Origin of the sequence: Binatus sp. (SeqCode), from assembly GCF_050013435.1 — a bacterium.
Classification (GTDB): Bacteria; Desulfobacterota; Binatia; order Binatales; family Binataceae; genus Binatus.
In genome coordinates, this window is sequence record NZ_JBEKFG010000008.1 from 1 (window position 1) to 14,833 (window position 14,833).

The 14,833-nt window shown below is 61.2% G+C and carries 18 protein-coding genes and 1 tRNA gene; 13 read left to right on the forward strand and 6 right to left on the reverse strand.

Annotation, left to right across the window (positions count from 1 at the left end; translation table 11 throughout):
• A partial coding sequence (locus ABSB13_RS02695; RefSeq protein WP_428105320.1) for a 3-oxoacyl-[acyl-carrier-protein] synthase III C-terminal domain-containing protein occupies nt 1-336 on the forward strand: 336 nt, incomplete at its 5' end.
• Between the two features lie 10 nt (nt 337-346).
• Nucleotides 347-919 (forward strand): isoprenylcysteine carboxyl methyltransferase family protein, encoded by a 573-nt coding sequence (locus ABSB13_RS02700; RefSeq protein WP_428105321.1) that lies wholly within the window; start codon nt 347-349, stop codon nt 917-919.
• Nucleotides 920-1,005: 86 nt separating this feature from the next.
• Here ABSB13_RS02700 and ABSB13_RS02705 read toward each other — a convergent pair whose 3' ends face one another.
• Together ABSB13_RS02705 and ABSB13_RS02710 are read right to left on the reverse strand one after the other, a co-directional pair.
• Entirely contained in the window at nt 1,006-1,407 is a 402-nt protein-coding gene (locus ABSB13_RS02705) for a Zn-ribbon domain-containing OB-fold protein (protein WP_428105322.1), read from the reverse strand.
• On the reverse strand, nt 1,404-2,561 hold the full coding sequence (locus tag ABSB13_RS02710; RefSeq protein WP_428105323.1) for a thiolase family protein: 1,158 nt from the start codon (nt 2,559-2,561) through the stop codon (nt 1,404-1,406). Before ABSB13_RS02710 ends, ABSB13_RS02705 begins: the two co-directional genes overlap by 4 nt.
• A gap of 156 nt (nt 2,562-2,717) precedes the next feature.
• On the opposite strand from ABSB13_RS02710, the gene ABSB13_RS02715 reads away from it, so the two are divergent.
• The 6 genes from ABSB13_RS02715 to ABSB13_RS02740 all read left to right on the forward strand — a co-directional run bounded on the left by ABSB13_RS02715 (nt 2,718) and on the right by ABSB13_RS02740 (nt 6,937).
• Nucleotides 2,718-2,897 carry a hypothetical protein gene (locus tag ABSB13_RS02715; RefSeq protein WP_428105324.1) on the forward strand — a complete coding sequence of 60 codons (180 nt, stop codon included), beginning with the start codon at nt 2,718-2,720 and terminating at the stop codon, nt 2,895-2,897.
• Between the two features lie 128 nt (nt 2,898-3,025).
• Nucleotides 3,026-3,102, forward strand: a tRNA-Met gene (locus ABSB13_RS02720).
• A 135-nt stretch (nt 3,103-3,237) separates the two neighbouring features.
• Nucleotides 3,238-3,462 (forward strand): ribbon-helix-helix protein, CopG family, encoded by a 225-nt coding sequence (locus ABSB13_RS02725; protein ID WP_428105325.1) that lies wholly within the window; start codon nt 3,238-3,240, stop codon nt 3,460-3,462.
• Nucleotides 3,449-3,784 (forward strand): type II toxin-antitoxin system PemK/MazF family toxin, encoded by a 336-nt coding sequence (locus ABSB13_RS02730; RefSeq protein ID WP_428105326.1) that lies wholly within the window; start codon nt 3,449-3,451, stop codon nt 3,782-3,784. The genes ABSB13_RS02725 and ABSB13_RS02730 overlap by 14 nt, the downstream gene beginning before the upstream one ends.
• A gap of 156 nt (nt 3,785-3,940) precedes the next feature.
• Entirely contained in the window at nt 3,941-5,137 is a 1,197-nt protein-coding gene (locus ABSB13_RS02735; RefSeq protein WP_428105327.1) for a lipid-transfer protein, read from the forward strand.
• A 36-nt stretch (nt 5,138-5,173) separates the two neighbouring features.
• The gene (locus tag ABSB13_RS02740; protein ID WP_428105328.1) at nt 5,174-6,937 is read left to right on the forward strand and encodes an amidohydrolase; all 1,764 of its coding nucleotides are present in this window, start codon (nt 5,174-5,176) and stop codon (nt 6,935-6,937) included.
• A gap of 104 nt (nt 6,938-7,041) precedes the next feature.
• Here the strand turns inward: ABSB13_RS02740 and ABSB13_RS02745 are convergent, their stop codons facing one another.
• The gene (locus tag ABSB13_RS02745) at nt 7,042-7,953 is read right to left on the reverse strand and encodes a CPBP family glutamic-type intramembrane protease (RefSeq protein ID WP_428105329.1); all 912 of its coding nucleotides are present in this window, start codon (nt 7,951-7,953) and stop codon (nt 7,042-7,044) included.
• Nucleotides 7,899-8,723, reverse strand: a complete 825-nt coding sequence (locus ABSB13_RS02750) for an enoyl-CoA hydratase-related protein (RefSeq protein WP_428105330.1) — start codon at nt 8,721-8,723, stop codon at nt 7,899-7,901. Before ABSB13_RS02750 ends, ABSB13_RS02745 begins: the two co-directional genes overlap by 55 nt.
• A gap of 128 nt (nt 8,724-8,851) precedes the next feature.
• On the opposite strand from ABSB13_RS02750, the gene ABSB13_RS02755 reads away from it, so the two are divergent.
• From ABSB13_RS02755 to ABSB13_RS02775, 5 genes are all read left to right on the forward strand, one after another.
• Nucleotides 8,852-9,127 carry a GIY-YIG nuclease family protein gene (locus tag ABSB13_RS02755; protein ID WP_428105331.1) on the forward strand — a complete coding sequence of 92 codons (276 nt, stop codon included), beginning with the start codon at nt 8,852-8,854 and terminating at the stop codon, nt 9,125-9,127.
• A 164-nt stretch (nt 9,128-9,291) separates the two neighbouring features.
• Complete coding sequence (locus ABSB13_RS02760) at nt 9,292-9,645, forward strand: carboxymuconolactone decarboxylase family protein (RefSeq protein WP_428105332.1); 354 nt, start codon at nt 9,292-9,294, stop codon at nt 9,643-9,645.
• Nucleotides 9,646-9,649: 4 nt separating this feature from the next.
• A complete protein-coding gene (locus ABSB13_RS02765) occupies nt 9,650-10,816 on the forward strand; it encodes an acyl-CoA dehydrogenase family protein (protein WP_428105333.1) in 1,167 nt (388 codons plus the stop codon).
• A complete protein-coding gene (locus ABSB13_RS02770) occupies nt 10,813-11,619 on the forward strand; it encodes an SDR family NAD(P)-dependent oxidoreductase (RefSeq protein ID WP_428105334.1) in 807 nt (268 codons plus the stop codon). The genes ABSB13_RS02765 and ABSB13_RS02770 overlap by 4 nt, the downstream gene beginning before the upstream one ends.
• A 339-nt stretch (nt 11,620-11,958) precedes the next feature.
• Complete coding sequence (locus ABSB13_RS02775; RefSeq protein WP_428105335.1) at nt 11,959-12,384, forward strand: cupredoxin domain-containing protein; 426 nt, start codon at nt 11,959-11,961, stop codon at nt 12,382-12,384.
• A 21-nt stretch (nt 12,385-12,405) separates the two neighbouring features.
• Here the strand turns inward: ABSB13_RS02775 and ABSB13_RS02780 are convergent, their stop codons facing one another.
• Both ABSB13_RS02780 and ABSB13_RS02785 read right to left on the reverse strand, forming a co-directional pair.
• Nucleotides 12,406-13,188 carry a nitroreductase family protein gene (locus ABSB13_RS02780; protein WP_428105336.1) on the reverse strand — a complete coding sequence of 261 codons (783 nt, stop codon included), beginning with the start codon at nt 13,186-13,188 and terminating at the stop codon, nt 12,406-12,408.
• 59 nt (nt 13,189-13,247) lie between these two features.
• Nucleotides 13,248-14,819, reverse strand: coding sequence for an AMP-binding protein (locus tag ABSB13_RS02785; RefSeq protein WP_428105337.1), 1,572 nt, complete (start codon nt 14,817-14,819; stop codon nt 13,248-13,250).
• Nucleotides 14,820-14,833 lie beyond the last annotated feature (14 nt).

Here is a 14,833-nt window from a genome sequence, read left to right on the forward strand (position 1 = left end):
TCGAAGCTCACCGACCTCGTCCGCGCCAATATCCTCGACGAAGTTGATTCATTCCTTGCCACGCAACAAATCGACCGCTCGGATATCCGCCACTGGATCGCGCACGCCGGCGGCCCCAAGGTGCTCGAGACCCTCGAGGGCGCGCTGGCTCTCCCCGAGGCCGCGCTGGCGCGTTCGTGGCGCTCGCTGCAATCGGTCGGAAATCTCTCGTCCGCGTCGGTGATGTTCATTCTCGACGAATTGCTGGAAGACAACGCCGCAGCTCCCGGCGACTACGGCCTGATCATCGGGATGGGCCCCGGGTTCTCGGTCGAGCTGGTTCTTCTGAAGTGGTGATCTTGCTTACGTGGTGATCTCGCTTCGCACCTACCTGCTGATCCTCGCGATCCTGGTCGTCGAGCGGGTTTTCGAGATCGATCGCGCGCGCCGCAACGCGCGCCGTGCGTTCCAGCACGGTGCTGTCGAAGTCGGGCAGGCGCACTATCGCGTGATGGTCGTATTTCACGCGCTGTTCATCGTGTCATGCGCAGCCGAGGCGGCGTTTTTTCCGCACGCATTTGCGCCCGCGGTGGCGTGGCTAGCGCTGTCGGCTGAAATCGTCGCGCAAGCGCTTCGCTACTGGGCAGTTGCAACTCTCGGCGATCGATGGAACACGCGAATCATCGTGAGTCCCGACCGCGCCCCCGCGACCGATGGACCCTATCGCTTCATGCGCCATCCCAACTATCTTGCGGTCGTCATCGAGATCGCGGCCGTGCCGATGATCGGCGGCGCGATCTTCACGGCGATCGCGTTCTCGATAGGCAACGCTCTGATTCTCGCCGTGCGAATTCCGGCCGAGGAACGCGCGATGGGCGGACGATACGCCGACGCGCTCGGCTCGCGCCGCCGTTTTTTCCCCGGCTTGCGGCACGGCTAGACAGCGCCAGGATCATTCGGTGTTTTTCGCACCGTTCCTCTTTTTCTACGCGATCGTCGCTGTGCTATTGGCGTGAGCGCGGAAATTTACGCCGGTTTGAACTTCACCAGCGTGTGCTCCGGTGTCACGTCGTCGAAGAATACTTCGACCGGCATCTCGACGCGCACATCCTCCGGCGGCGCCACGATATTGCTCGTCATGCGCGGCCCCTCGGCCAGCTCGACGATCGCCAGCACGTACGGCGCGTCGGAAAACGCCCGGCTCGACGCTCGCCGCACGACCGTAAAGCTGTACACCTTGCCGCGCCCGCTCATGCGTTCCCACGCAAGCTTGTCCGAGAAGCATTTTGGGCATCGATCGCGCGGATAGTAGATGAAAGCGCGGCACGCGCCGCAGCGCTGAAGCGTCAGCTCATGGCGCCGCGCCGCCTCCCAGAACGGCCGGCTGGTTGGCGATGGCTTCGGAAGCGGTTTGTAGTACTCGCTCATGATCTGCGCTCCAGCACCAGACTTGACTGCTCGCTCATGATTCCGCCGTTGCCGTTGACGTAGCCGAGCGCCGCGCCCTTTACCTGGCGCTCGCCGCCGCGTCCCATCAGCTGCCTTATCGCTTCCGTCACGTGACTCATGCCGCCCGCCAGCCCCGCCTGGCCGAACGACAATTGCCCGCCGTGCGTGTTGCATGGAAAGTCGCCCGCGTACGTCAGGTCGTGCTCCATCACGAACGGCCCGCCCTGCCCCTTTTTGCAAAAGCCCGCGTCCTCGAGCGTGACGATCACGGTAATCGTGTAGCAGTCGTAGGGACATGCGATGTCCATGTCCTTCGGTTGCAGACCCGCCATCTTGAACGCGGCGGCCGCCGCAGGCTTGATCGGCGATTCGGTGATCGACGGCGCATACGTGATCGTCGAATGATTGGCGTACTCGCCCGCCCCCAGCAGCCATATCGGCGGATTCTTTGCGCCCTTGGCCAGCTCGGGCGACGCGACAATTATCGCTGCGCCGCCGCTCACCGGGCTTACGATTTCATATAGATGAAGCGGATCGACGATCATCCGCGAGTTCAGCACGTCGTCGATCGTGAGCGCCTTGTCATTAAATGTCGCCAGCGGATTCTTGAGCGCGCTGGTTCGCTGATCGACCGCGACCTTCGCCATCTGCCGCGCCGTGGTGCCATATTCATGCATATGGCGACGGGCGATCATCGCGTAGCCGCAATTGGCGCCGATATTCCCGTATGGCGCCTCGAACTCGCGCTGCACCGATATCACCGGCGGGCGCTGGTCGCCGACCTTGTTCAAATCCGCGACGATGCACAACACCGCGCTGCACATTCCCGCGTCGATCGCCGCCGCCGCGCGCCAGATCATCCCAGCCGGACTCGCGCCGCCGATATCGACCTGGTTCAGCATCCGCACGTTCAGCCCCAGCACCTCGGCCGCGCTCGCCGGGTAAATCATCCCCGGGTCCGAAAACGGCACGCCGACCAGGAAGCCATCGATGTCTTTCTTCTCCAGCCCCGCGTCCGCGATCGCTTCGGCCGCCACCCGCGCCATCAGTCCGAGCGCGGTGAGGTCGCCGGGTTCCTTGACCGGTTTGAGTTCGCCAATTCCAATTGCCGCGGCTTTTCCCTTCAGGCTCAATTCGCATCCACCTCCCGCGTTTGCGTTTTCCAGTTCGCGCGTGGGCGCATCTCGATCACGATTACCACAAATCGCGGCTTGGGGGTCTGCCGCCCGCGCGGTTCAAATCGGTGAAAAAATCTTGTAGCTTGGTTGGTTCGAGGTGCTTTTAACCAAATGGCATTTATCATCTGTGACGACCATAACCTTGACGTCGAGGCCGACGGGATCGACAACGCCGTCGCGAAGCAGTTGATGCTGACCGACGCAAAACCGGGCGCAACCCCGATCGAAAAAGAGATCATCGAGTTCGGGATTAAACATCGCAACTGCAACATCCGGATTCTCGCCGGCTAGTTTTGGATCGCAGTCGAGTCCGCGACGCAATCGCCGGCTCGATTCCCGGCGCATCGCTTCCACACGCCCGCGCGCATTTTAATGTGTTCGATGTTGACCGGCTGACCGACCGGCAGATACACTGCCGGGGCGGGGTGGAGCAGTCTGGTAGCTCGCCGGGCTCATAACCCGGAGGTCGAAGGTTCAAATCCTTCCCCCGCAACCATCAAATCTGGAATCCAGGGAACATCAACATGTTGCGCGATCGCGCAACGCGCCCCCGCACTTCGAATGCGGGCCCTGGCACGGGCGTACTCTCTCTGCTACCATTACTCCTACCAATGGTAGGAACAATTCGCCGATGAGTGCCGCAAAACTTTCGGTATCGCTTCCTCGCTCACTAGCCGGATTCGTTGAGAACTATCGAAAAAGGCGGGGTTTGAAGAGCCGATCCCAGGTCTTCGAGGAAGCACTCAAGCTGCTCCGAAGCCGCGAGTTGGAAACTGCTTACCGCCAAGCGAACTCGGAATTCGACAAGGCCTGGGACACCCCGACTTCAGATGGGCTGTCCGATGAGACGTGGTGATATCTACTTCGCCGACTTAAGCCCAACTATCGGCACGGAGATAAACAAGCGCCGCCCGGTGCTCATCGTCAGTAACGAAGCGAATAACCGGGCCTCAAACACGGTGACCGTCCTGCCCATCACTTCCAACGTCAGCAGGATATATCCGTTTGAAATTGCACTGTCCCCTAAAGATAGTGGCCTGCCGAAGCCCTCGAAGGCTCAGGCGCAGCAGATCCGAACTATCTCCAAGGAACGAATCCGAGGCGCAGCGTTGGGCCGTCTCAATGCAACCGTTATGAGCAAAGCTGCAGACGCAATGCGGCTTCACCTTGATCTCTAGATCGCTTCGACCGGTCCTCGATCAAATCTGCAACCCAACAGGACGGGCACGCCGGCGATGCTGCGGTGCTGAATCTCAAAACTCTGGACTTCTTACCGCTTTTGGAGTTTTAGTAGCCACAGCCGCGCAAGTGCGGCCATCAGGGAGAGAAAAAAAATGGGACGCAAAGTATACGTCGTAGGCGTCGGCATGACCAAGTTCGAGAAGCCGGGTTCGCGGGCTTGGGACTATCCCGACATGGCGAAGGAATCCGGCACCAAGGCTTTGCAGGACGCCGGGATCGCCTACGAAAACATCGAGCAGGCGGTGGTCGGCTACTGCTACGGCGAATCGACTTGCGGCGAGCGCGCACTCTACGCACTCGGGATGACCGGCATCCCGATCTACAACGTCAACAACAACTGCTCGACCGGATCGACCGCGCTGTTCATGGCCAAGCAATTCGTCGAGGGCGGCATCGCGGACTGCGTGATGGCGCTCGGCTTCGAGAAGATGGAGAAGGGCTCGCTCGGCGCCAAGTACACGGACCGCACCAATCCGATGGACAAGCACATCACGCTAATGGCCGACCTGCGCGGCTTCGCGCCGGCGCCGCCGGCGGCGCAGATGTTCGGCAACGCCGGACGCGAGCACATGGATCGCTACGGCACGACCGCGTTGCAGTTCGCAAAAATCGGATGGAAGAACCACAAGCATTCGGTGAACAACCCTTACTCGCAATTCCAGGATGAGTATTCACTGGAAGGAATCCTCAGCGCGCCGATGGTGTATGAGCCGCTCACCAAGCTTCAGTGCTGCCCGACCTCCGACGGCTCGGGCGCGGCAATCCTGGCCAGCGCCGACTTCGTCAAGAAGCATGGCCTCGAGCACAAGGCCGTCGAGATTCTCGGGATGGCGATGGCGACCGACTTTGCCAGCACGTTTTCCGAGCGGAGTTGCATAAAGATGGTCGGCTCTGACCTGTCGAAGACCGCCGCGCATAAGGTCTATGAGCAAAGCGGTCTGGGACCCGAGAACGTCGACGTGGTCGAACTCCACGACTGCTTCTCGTGCAACGAACTGATCACTTATGAGGCGCTAGGGCTATGCCCCGAGGGCAAGGGCGGTGAATTTGTCGACGCGGGCGCCAACACCTACGGCGGCAAAGTGGTCGTGAATCCATCGGGCGGGCTGATTTCGAAGGGCCATCCCCTGGGCGCAACCGGCCTGGCGCAGTGCGCGGAACTCAACTGGCAATTGCGGGGCGAGGCAGCCAAGCGGCAGGTATCGGGCGCCAAGGTCGCCCTCCAGCACAATCTCGGACTTGGAGGCGCCGCGGTCGTCACGATGTATCGCCGCGCAAATCTGGCCTGAGTTCCGCGGCCCGCGCTCAACAACTATTAGCTCGCCATGATCGGGACCGACAGAAGGCTACCTATGCACACGAATGCGACAACCGTGGCGAAACGTCTGCTGGCTAGCGTAGCGATGGTCGCCCTCGTGGTGGGGGCATTTGCCCGCATCGCGCCGGCGGCTGAGCCAGACGTGGTTTACTTTAATGGCAAGGTTGTCACGCTCGATCCCGCAGGGTCGATAGTTAGCGCCGTTGCAGTCAAGGACGGCAAGATATTGAGCGTCGGCGCGACCGATGAGCTAAAGAAGCTTGCGGGGCCTTCAACTCGAATGGTGGACCTCGGTGGCAAGACCGTGGTGCCCGGATTGATCGATGCGCACTGCCACCCGATGGAATCCATCTATTTGAAAGAAGACTGGGTGGATGACCGCTACCCCGGGACCAAGTCAGTCAAGCAGGCGCTGGCTAACATAGCTAGCGCGGTAAAGAAGACGCCAAAGGGCACCTGGATTTGGGTCGCCTGCGCTTCAGCCAGTCAAAACAAGTTTGTCGAGAAGCGTATCCCGACCAAAGCTGAGCTTGATGCTGTGGCTCCCGATAACCCCCTGCTGCTCGCCAACGGCGGTCACATGGCCATGGTTAACTCTCTGGCTATAGAAAGGCTGGGCATCAAGAAGGGCACGAGGAGGCTCGCGCACGGCGGCTCGGTAATGCTCGACCAGGCCGGCGAACCTACCGGGGTGCTGACGGATGCCTTGGCGGATATACCGGACGACCCGACTCCGGCCGAGCTGGAGCGCTACTATACCAAAAACATCCAGGAGTTCTGGAATGCGAATGGGTTTACGTCGGTTCTAGCACTTACCCCCGCCAAGGCATTGCCTGTTCTCCAAGCGGTCGCGCAATTGCCAACCAAGCCCACCATTCGTTACACGATTTCGGTCTGGACATCGGCCGACGGCGAGGACATGCCCGAGGATTTGAGCAAGTTCGACATGCCAAAGGGTGTTGACCGGCAGTGGTATCGGTTCGCGGGGATAAAGGCATGGATAGACGGGGAAAATGACGCTCGCACAGGCTATATGTACGAGCCGTATGTTGGGCATTTCGATACCGACCCGCCCGGCAATAAGGGAATCTTGGTCACCGACCAGCCACACGCCGATAGGTTTGCGGCCATTGCCAACAAAGCCGGCGCGCTGTGCATGTTCCATTGTTCAGGCGATCGCGCCACTGACGTCGGCTTGAACGCTTACGAAAAGGTGATCAACTCGGGACGGCCCGAAACCATAATGCGGATCGAACACTTTGGGACGTTTCAGCTCACCGACGAGCAGTTGAAGCGCGCCAAAGAGATGAAAAAGCACGGTCTTTATATTTCAGCGCAGCCGGTGTGGTTGCTGGATCTAGTCAAATCGAACTTCGACAACATGGGCGCAAAACGCGCAGATACCGGCTTTCGCTACCGCGCAATGATTGACGCCGGGCTCGAACCGGCCGGGAGCACTGATTTAACCGGGATCTACCTCGAGAATATCAACCCGTTTCTCGGCATATGGGCTTCAGTGACCCGTCACTCGGACATGGGTGTGTTCCATCCCGAGCAGGCAATCTCCGTTACCGAAGCAATTAAGATGTGGACGCTTTGGGCGGCCAAGGCGATGGGAGAGGCTCAGGTCAAGGGCTCGCTCGAGCCCGGAAAATACGCCGATATGGTCGTGCTATCGGACGATATTTTCACGATGCCGCCGGAAGGCCTCAAGGAGGTCAAGCCGCTCAAAACGATTGTAGGCGGGGAAGTGGTTTACACGGCGAAGTAGCAGCAAAGGCGCCAAGGTCGCCCTCCAGCACAATCTCGGGCTGGGAGGAGCCGCGGTCGTCACGATGTATCGCCGCGCAAATCTGGCCTGAGTTTCGCGCGCGTTCAACCCGCGCCGAGATGAGACCGCAACATTCCGATCGCCGCCAACGCGAACAACGCGACGTCCATCGACGCGTGCGCGAGCATTGAGGCTTCCAGTCCGCGGCGCAAGTATAGGCGCCCGAACACGACGCCCTCCCACGTCTGCGGCATCACCAAGCCGCCGATCAGAAATTTCGACGTGCTATGGAACAGCGCCCCGGCCACCGGTATCAGGTGAATTATTCCGAACAGGTAGCCTTGGGCAATCGTGATTATCCAAAGCGCGCGGCGTCCCGGGTAGCCGCTTGAGTCGCGCGATATCAGCCGCGCGATCCATCCGAAGATCGCATACATCACCAGTCGAAACTGGATCTCCTCGCTAACCGCAGCCGCGATTGCGACCGAGGCTCCGACGATCGCGATACGGCCCGGCGCCACCGTCAGCATCGGCGGCTTCGGAAGGCTGATGCCGGCGCCGCCGCGCGCAATAAAAACCAGCGGCACGATCACAATCACCAGCACGCCCGCGCCTGCCGCCGCGGCCAGCATCGCGTAGCCGATCGAAACTCTCGCCAGGCTGCGAATTGAGAAATGGATTTTCGCGCCCGCGATCTTTGCCGCGATCAGCGGCGCACCGGGCAACCCGAGCTGTCCGTTGATTCGAAGCGCTACCGGTACCAGCGATGCGAGCACGAGAGTGACGCCGAGGAACGGGATCACGCGCCAGATTTCCGATCCGTCGATCGGCTTAATCGCCATCGCGAGCGGATACTCGGCCGCCGCGCCGGCTATCGCCAGCGCGATCAGCAGCGCCGACTCGCGCCGCCACGCCGAGTGAGGCGCCCGCGCGCCGCCGGAGCCATCGACGGACGGCTCGATCACTTGATTGCCGGGATAAATTTGGGGATGTCCTTCGACGGCTTCATCTTCCACCTGGGCTTGCGCTTCTCGACAAACGCGCTGACGCCTTCGTACGCGTCCGGCTGCTTGCCGGCCCACACGAACGCCTTCGTATCTACAGCCTGCGCCTTCTCCGCCTCGGGCTCCGCGAGCAGTGCGTAGATTAGCCGCTTGGTTATCGCGACCGACACCGGCGCCGTATTACGGGCGATATCGAGCGCCATCTCGCGCACCTTCGCCATGAACTCAGCGTCGGGCCATACGTGACTCACGATTCCGAATTCGAGCGCCTCGCGCGCGCTGATTATCCGCCCGGTCATCAGCAGTTCGTTGGCCTTGGCCAGTCCGATCATTCGCGGGACGGTCCACAGGCTGAGCGCCTCCGGAGTTATTCCGCGCCGCACGAACACGAATCCGATTCGCGCGCTCTCGGCCGCGACGCGGATGTCCCATTGCATCGGCAGCGTGATTCCCATTCCGACCGCCGGCCCGTTGATCGCCGCGATGATCGGTTTGCGCACGTTCCACGGCCGAATCGCAGGCGCCGGCCGCTGGCGGCGCTCCGCGCGCGCGTCGGCGTCAAACGTGTTGCCGCCGCCCGACAGATCCGCGCCCGCGCTGAACGCACGGCCTGCGCCGGTGACGACGATCACGCGGACCTCGTCATCCTTGTCGTATTCGGCAAAGGCCGCGTAAAGCTCCGCGGCCATCGTGCCCGAGAATGCGTTGAGTTTCTCGGGGCGATTGAGCGTGATAGTCGCGACGCCGTCTTTGACTTCCTTCAAAACGTGTCCACTGGCCATGTGATTTGCTCCATGCGCGGGCGCTTCTCGATTCCTCGTCTCCGTTAAGACTTCAGCTGCTTCTTCGCGCCCGGACTTTGTGTTGTTACTTCGAATCGAACATAGTCGAAACCCGAGGCCGCTGGCGAATGGAATGCTTCGTTTACGTTCTAGGTAGTTCCGGCCCAGACGGATGTCGAACCTACGTAGGATGGACCAACGATCTCGATCGACGCCTCGCTCAGCACAACGCCGGGAAAGGCGCGCGATCAACGCGCGGCCGCGTTTGGTTCTTGCTGTATGCCGAGCGTCACGCGTCGCGCGAACAAGCGATGAGCCGTGAATGGCACCTGAAACGCAACCGCGCTTTCCGAAAATGCCTGACGCAATACGGCCAAGGTAGCGCGGCGGATTCTATTTCCTGAAATCGATCGGTTGCGGGCAGGTGGGGTTTGCGCCGCGTCCCGGCGTGGCTAGCGCGCCTCGGCGCGGTCGCAAAACCCGCCGCCCACGCGATTCTATCCTTGAGAACTATTTTGTTTCCTGCTCAGATGCCCGTTGAGGTCTGGCACGTCGGAGGAGTTCAGAGATGAAAGAGTTACCGGGGCGATATCGGGATTTCAGACGGCAATTTCCCGCAATCAGTGGAGCCTACGACGATCTCGGACGTATGATCGCCGAGGCGGGCCCGCTCGACGAAAAGCATAGCCAGCTCATCAAGCTCGCGATGGCGGTCGCATCCGGACAGGAGGGCGCGGTCCATTCGCATGCCCGGCGCGCGCTGGAGGCAGGCGCCAAACCCGAAGAAATCCGGCAAGTCGCGCTGCTCGGCATGACCACGGTCGGGTTTCCGCGGATCATGGCGGGTCTGTCGTGGATCGATGACGTGCTGAAGAGCGGCCTCGGAGGCAAACGCAAGGCGCGCCGGCAGGGAGCCGCGTAAGCTTATGGACTTCGAATTGAACGAAGAGCAGCGGATGTTCCGGGACAGCTTGCGGAAATTCCTCGACGCGGAGGTCCGCCCGCTCGACGATCGGTGGGGCGACATCGAGATGACCGCCGAGCGCGCCAAGCCGCTGCTCAAGATGCTCATACCGTGGGGCTATGCGGACGCCGAAGGAATCCTTGCCGGCGGCTCCGACCCGATCATCGGATGCGTCCAGAGCGAAGAACTGTCGGCGACTTTTCCGGGCCTGTCCGGGATGTCGGGGATAACCTCCGGCGCGGCCTCGCTGATTGCCGCCAGTGCGCATCCCGACCTGGCGCGGCGGCTGGTTGCGCCGCTCTCTCACGCCGATCTGATCGGATGTATCGCGACCACTGAGCCCGAGGCGGGTTCCGATCCGTCGGGGATCCGAAGCCGAGCCGAGCGCAAGGGCGACCATTGGGTAATCAACGGCGCGAAGACCTGGATCAGCAACGGGAGCGTCGCCGACATCGCGGTGGTGCTGGCGCAGACCGATCCCGCCAAAGGGCCCTTGGGATTCCGCCATTTCGTAATTGACCGGCGGGAGTCTCCGTTCGACAGCCGCGAGATCCAGACGATCGGGCTGCGCTCCTTTCCCACCTCGGAAATGTTCTTCAACGATGTGGAAGTGCCGGAAACCAATGTGCTCGGCGGATGGAGCAGCGAAAACGTGTCGCCGGAACGCGCTTTCCAGCGTACGCTTGCGTTGTTTTCGCATGCGCGCGCGGGCACCGGGATGATGGCGGTCGGGATCGCGCGCCGCGCCTACGAAATCGCGCTTAAATACGTGCAGATACGAAAACAGTTCGGCAAGGAAATCATCCGCCATCAGCTGGTCGCCGCGATGGTTGCCGAGATGGCCACCGAGATCGACGCGGCGCGCCTGCTATGCAATCGCGCCTATCTTGCGCTGCGGCGCGGACGCGCGGACGTGGAAGCCTCGATGGCGAAATGGTATGCGACGGAAGCCGCGGTCAAAGTCGCGTCGACCGCGATCCAGTGCATGGGGGCGAATGGACTCGCCACCGAAAACCGGGTCGAGCGATGCCTGCGTGACGCACGGATGCTGACCATGCCGGACGGAACAACCCAGATTCAAAAGCTGATCATCGGCCGCGCGTTGACCGGGAAATCGGCGATTCGATGAAGGAGCAGACCATGGCGGGCGGAATACTCGATCTGAAGGGCCGCATCGGTCTGGTGACCGGCGCGGGACAGGGCGTCGGAAGGCAAATCGCGCTGCATCTGGCCGCCAACGGCGCGGGCGGCGTGGTGGTGAATGACTATTACGAGGAACGCGCGAAGGCGGTCGCCACGGAAGTGGAAAAGCTCGGATGCAAGGCGCTCGCCTCCCGTTGCGACGTGACCGATTTCGCTGGCGTGATGGGCGCGTTCGAGCAGGCCGTGCGCGCGTTGGGCCGGGTCGACATCCTGGTCAACAACGCCGGCAATTACGGACCCGATCCGCGCAACATTTCTCGCAAGCCGTTCTGGGAGCAGTCGCCAAACGAATGGCAGGCTGCCCTGCAGACCAATTTCTTCGGCGTGCTGAACTGCACCCGCGCGGCGCTGCCCGGCATGATCGAGCGCGGTTACGGACGGATCGTCACGGTGATTTCCGACGCGGGCCGGGTCGGCGAGCCCAACCTGGAAATATATTCCGGCGCCAAGGCAGGGGCGGCAGGATTCATCCGCGCGATCGCCAAGGATGTGGGCCGCTATTCAATCACCGCGAACTGCGTGGCGCTCGGCACCACGCGCACGCCGACGACCGCGCGCATGCTCGAGGTGGAAGAGTACACGAAAAAAGTGCTGCGCCATTACCCGATTCGGCGCTTGGGCGAGCCGGAAGACGCGGCCAACATGGTCCTGTTCCTCGCCTCCGATGCGTCGAGCTGGATGACGGGGCAGACGATTCCCGTAAATGGCGGCTACTCATTCGCGGTTTAGGCTCCAACAGGGTGTTGAAAAATTGGGGTCAATCGTAGTTTTCGATTTCAAGCACTTCAACACCCTGCGTGAAAACTGTCTTCTTACCTACAACATCTCCCCCTTTGGGGGAGACAAGAGAGAGGGAGCAGGCGTTGAAAATTACTTTTTCAACAGCCTGCTAAGCGTACGCAAAACCAGTTCCATTTCCAGCGCACTGTAGCCGCCGCGCGCAGCTTTCAGGTTAGCCCGGTTTGCCGGAAGCGTGAAACAAACTTATCCTCTACTCCGTGGATTTCAGGCGCCGAGATTCTGAAGTCTATTCACAGAGGGGGGACCATGTTTGGGATAAGCCCTAATATGCATCGAGTTCTGGCTGTGGTGGCGACGGCGACCGCAGTGGCCGGCTTCGGGTGCCAAACCGGCAGCAGTCCTGTCACATCCGGACCAGGAGGCCGCCAAGAGCCTGCCGCGGTGGTCGTCATCAGCGACGCACCGGCCGAGTTCATGCCGAGCGCGCTGACGATACGGGCGGGAGACACCGTGGAATGGAGAAACACCGGCGGCATCGCCCACAGCGTCGAGTTCGTTGGCGAGGCTGCTCCCGAGGGCGCGGCATCATCGCAGTCGGGAATCATCGCGCCTAATGAAATCTACACTTACACCTTCAAGGCGCCCGGCACTTACACATACGTCTGCCAGTTCCATGTGATCAACGGAATGATCGGCAAGGTCGTCGTGCTTGCCGACGAACCGGCCTCTGCAACCACCGCCGACACTCGCTAGACGGCGCTCACGTGCCCGCGATCACTCCGGCAGATTCAACTGCTTTGCGAGGCGACGGAGTTCCTCCTTGCGGCCCGGAAGCGGCGCCGGCGCTTGCAGCACCTTGGATTTCTTCAGTTCCTCGACGACTTTAGGATCGCGCGGGAACGGATTTCCGTACTTGCCGAGGAAGTACTGCTCCTCGAACGGAGGCCGCGGCCGCTGCCCGCCCGCTTCGCGAGACTCGAGCGAGTAACCGATGTTGAGCTGGTAGAGCGGGAACCAATCCGCCGGCGGCTTGGTGATCGCGCCGATGATAGGTGCGGCGAACGCGGTAAGGCACGCACCGAGCCCTTGTTCGTACGCCATCAGCAGGCCCTGGCACGCCGCGATGCCGCAATCGAAAGCGGCCATGGTCGGATAGTGCGGCGATTCGGTCATCGGCTTGAGGATATACGGATACACGACCTCATCGACGAACTTGACGCTCCAGCCGTGGGTCGAAGCGATGACATTTGCATTGACTAACTCTTTGAGACGGGCGCCCTTGACCCGATTCACGACGCCGAGGTCGGCATAGAAGTAGATATGCACCGGGGCGAGTTCGATAACGATGGCCTGCACGGGGTTCTTCAGCTTCTCGAGTTCGGCCTTCGGTATGTCGTCGCGTTTGACGACGATTGCGCGAAGCCAGTGCGCGTTGACGGCGCATGAAGCGACCAGGCAGGCCTCCAGAATTTTCTGAATCTTTTCCTGTTCGACGGGTCGCTTGGGATCGAAAAAGCGAATCGAACGTCGCGTGCCGATTAATTCCTGAAATTCCATTGTCCCTCCTCGGGTCGCGGAAGTTGTACCGCCATTGCGCCGCCTCGATGGCGGCTGGTTCATGCCGGCGTGCGTGTTCGTTCGACCTTGATGCCTGCCTGCTCGCGATCCCACGCGCCTGCGACGCCCCGCGCCTTCAGGGCCGCATATTGGATTCGCTGAGTGCCGGTCTTGGGAAGCTCGTCGATAAATTCGATGAATCGAGGCACCGCATAGTAGGCCATCCGGTCGCGGCAAAACTCGATGAGATCTTCGGGGCGAAGTTTCGCGTCGGGCGCCAGCACGACCGCGATCTTGACTTCATCCTCACCGAGTTCTGACGGCACCGCATAGGCCGCCGACTCCAGCACTGCGGGATGCTGATTAACGACGGTCTCGATCTCCCAGGCGGAAATGTTCTCGCCGCGGCGCCGGATCGACGCCTTCTTGCGTCCGCAGAAATAATAGAAACCGTCCTCGTCGGTCCTGGCGAGATCGCCCGAATGAAACCATCCGTTGCGGTATGCGTCCGCGGTCGCATCGGGAAGCTTGTGATAATGACTTAGCTGCCCCTTGGGATGACGGAAAACGAGCTCGCCAATCTTGCCCGCCGGGAGCGGATTGTCGTTGTCGTCAACCACGCGAAACTCTACCTCGCCGACCGGCTTGCCCATCGACCCGACCCGGTCAACGTCGTTCATAAGGAAACCCGGCGAATCGACCATTCCATAAACTTCGATGATTTTGACGCCGAAACGATCCTCGAATTCCTTCCACACCGATGGCGGACATGCTGCCGAGAGCACCACCCGCACTTCGTGCTTGCGATCGTCGGGTCGCGGCGGCTGCTTGAGCAGAATAGGAATCATGCCGCCCAGGGTGTTGAACTCGACCGCGTGGTACTTGCGGCATTCGTCCCAGAATCGCGACGCGCTGAAGCGCTCGGCGATCGCGAATTTGGCATCGAGCAGCATCGAGCCGAATCCCGAGATCATCAGCGCGTTGCCGTGAAACAGCGGCAGCGCCGTGTAGATGGTCTCGCCGGGACGCAGCTTGATGGCGCCCAGCACCGCCGCGAGCGCGGTAGTATCTCCGCCGCTGGCGATGACTCCCTTCGGGGGCCCGGTGGTGCCCGAGGTGTACATCATGTTGGCGCCACCGGCGCCTGAGCCGACATCGACGTCGGGCTCCCGATCGGGATGCGCCATCAGGGCATCCAGCGTCGTATCTACTCCCTTGCCGGTCTTGCCGTCGGCTACCACGGTAGCTTTCAGGCTCGGGAGCGAGTCCTTTACCGCCATCACCGAATCGCGCAGCAGCTCTTCGAAGATCACCGCCGCGGAGTCGGAGTCTGCGAGCACGTGATGCAATGTCACGCCGCGCTGCGAGGTGTTGACGGGAACGCTCACCGCGCCGATGAAACCGATCGCGAAGTGTATCCACAAAAATTCGGGGCGATTGCCCATCATGATCGCCACGCGGTCGCCGGGCGCGATGCCCAGAGCAAGCAAGCCGTTGGCGGCGCGATGAATATTATTCAACACCTGCTCCCACGAAAATTCCTGGTCTTTGAACTTGAGCCAGGTTTCGTGCGGATGCTGCTTCACGCGCAGCCTGATCAGCTGCTCAATCGCTCCCTGTGCACGCGCCATCTGCTACCTCCATC

What these genes read in the sequence shown, in the direction of transcription:
- ABSB13_RS02705 (WP_428105322.1), bottom strand. Translation starts at nt 1,407, where the DNA reads ATGAGCGAGTACTACAAACCGCTTCCGAAGCCATCGCCAACCAGCCGG.
- ABSB13_RS02780 (WP_428105336.1), bottom strand. Translation starts at nt 13,188, where the DNA reads ATGGAATTTCAGGAATTAATCGGCACGCGACGTTCGATTCGCTTTTTC.
- ABSB13_RS02730 (WP_428105326.1), top strand. Translation starts at nt 3,449, where the DNA reads ATGAGACGTGGTGATATCTACTTCGCCGACTTAAGCCCAACTATCGGC.
- ABSB13_RS02755 (WP_428105331.1), top strand. Translation starts at nt 8,852, where the DNA reads ATGGAATGCTTCGTTTACGTTCTAGGTAGTTCCGGCCCAGACGGATGT.
- ABSB13_RS02715 (WP_428105324.1), top strand. Translation starts at nt 2,718, where the DNA reads ATGGCATTTATCATCTGTGACGACCATAACCTTGACGTCGAGGCCGAC.
- ABSB13_RS02770 (WP_428105334.1), top strand. Translation starts at nt 10,813, where the DNA reads ATGAAGGAGCAGACCATGGCGGGCGGAATACTCGATCTGAAGGGCCGC.
- ABSB13_RS02725 (WP_428105325.1), top strand. Translation starts at nt 3,238, where the DNA reads ATGAGTGCCGCAAAACTTTCGGTATCGCTTCCTCGCTCACTAGCCGGA.
- ABSB13_RS02760 (WP_428105332.1), top strand. Translation starts at nt 9,292, where the DNA reads ATGAAAGAGTTACCGGGGCGATATCGGGATTTCAGACGGCAATTTCCC.
- ABSB13_RS02775 (WP_428105335.1), top strand. Translation starts at nt 11,959, where the DNA reads ATGCATCGAGTTCTGGCTGTGGTGGCGACGGCGACCGCAGTGGCCGGC.
- ABSB13_RS02740 (WP_428105328.1), top strand. Translation starts at nt 5,174, where the DNA reads ATGATCGGGACCGACAGAAGGCTACCTATGCACACGAATGCGACAACC.
- ABSB13_RS02785 (WP_428105337.1), bottom strand. Translation starts at nt 14,819, where the DNA reads ATGGCGCGTGCACAGGGAGCGATTGAGCAGCTGATCAGGCTGCGCGTG.
- ABSB13_RS02735 (WP_428105327.1), top strand. Translation starts at nt 3,941, where the DNA reads ATGGGACGCAAAGTATACGTCGTAGGCGTCGGCATGACCAAGTTCGAG.
- ABSB13_RS02765 (WP_428105333.1), top strand. Translation starts at nt 9,650, where the DNA reads ATGGACTTCGAATTGAACGAAGAGCAGCGGATGTTCCGGGACAGCTTG.
- ABSB13_RS02750 (WP_428105330.1), bottom strand. Translation starts at nt 8,723, where the DNA reads ATGGCCAGTGGACACGTTTTGAAGGAAGTCAAAGACGGCGTCGCGACT.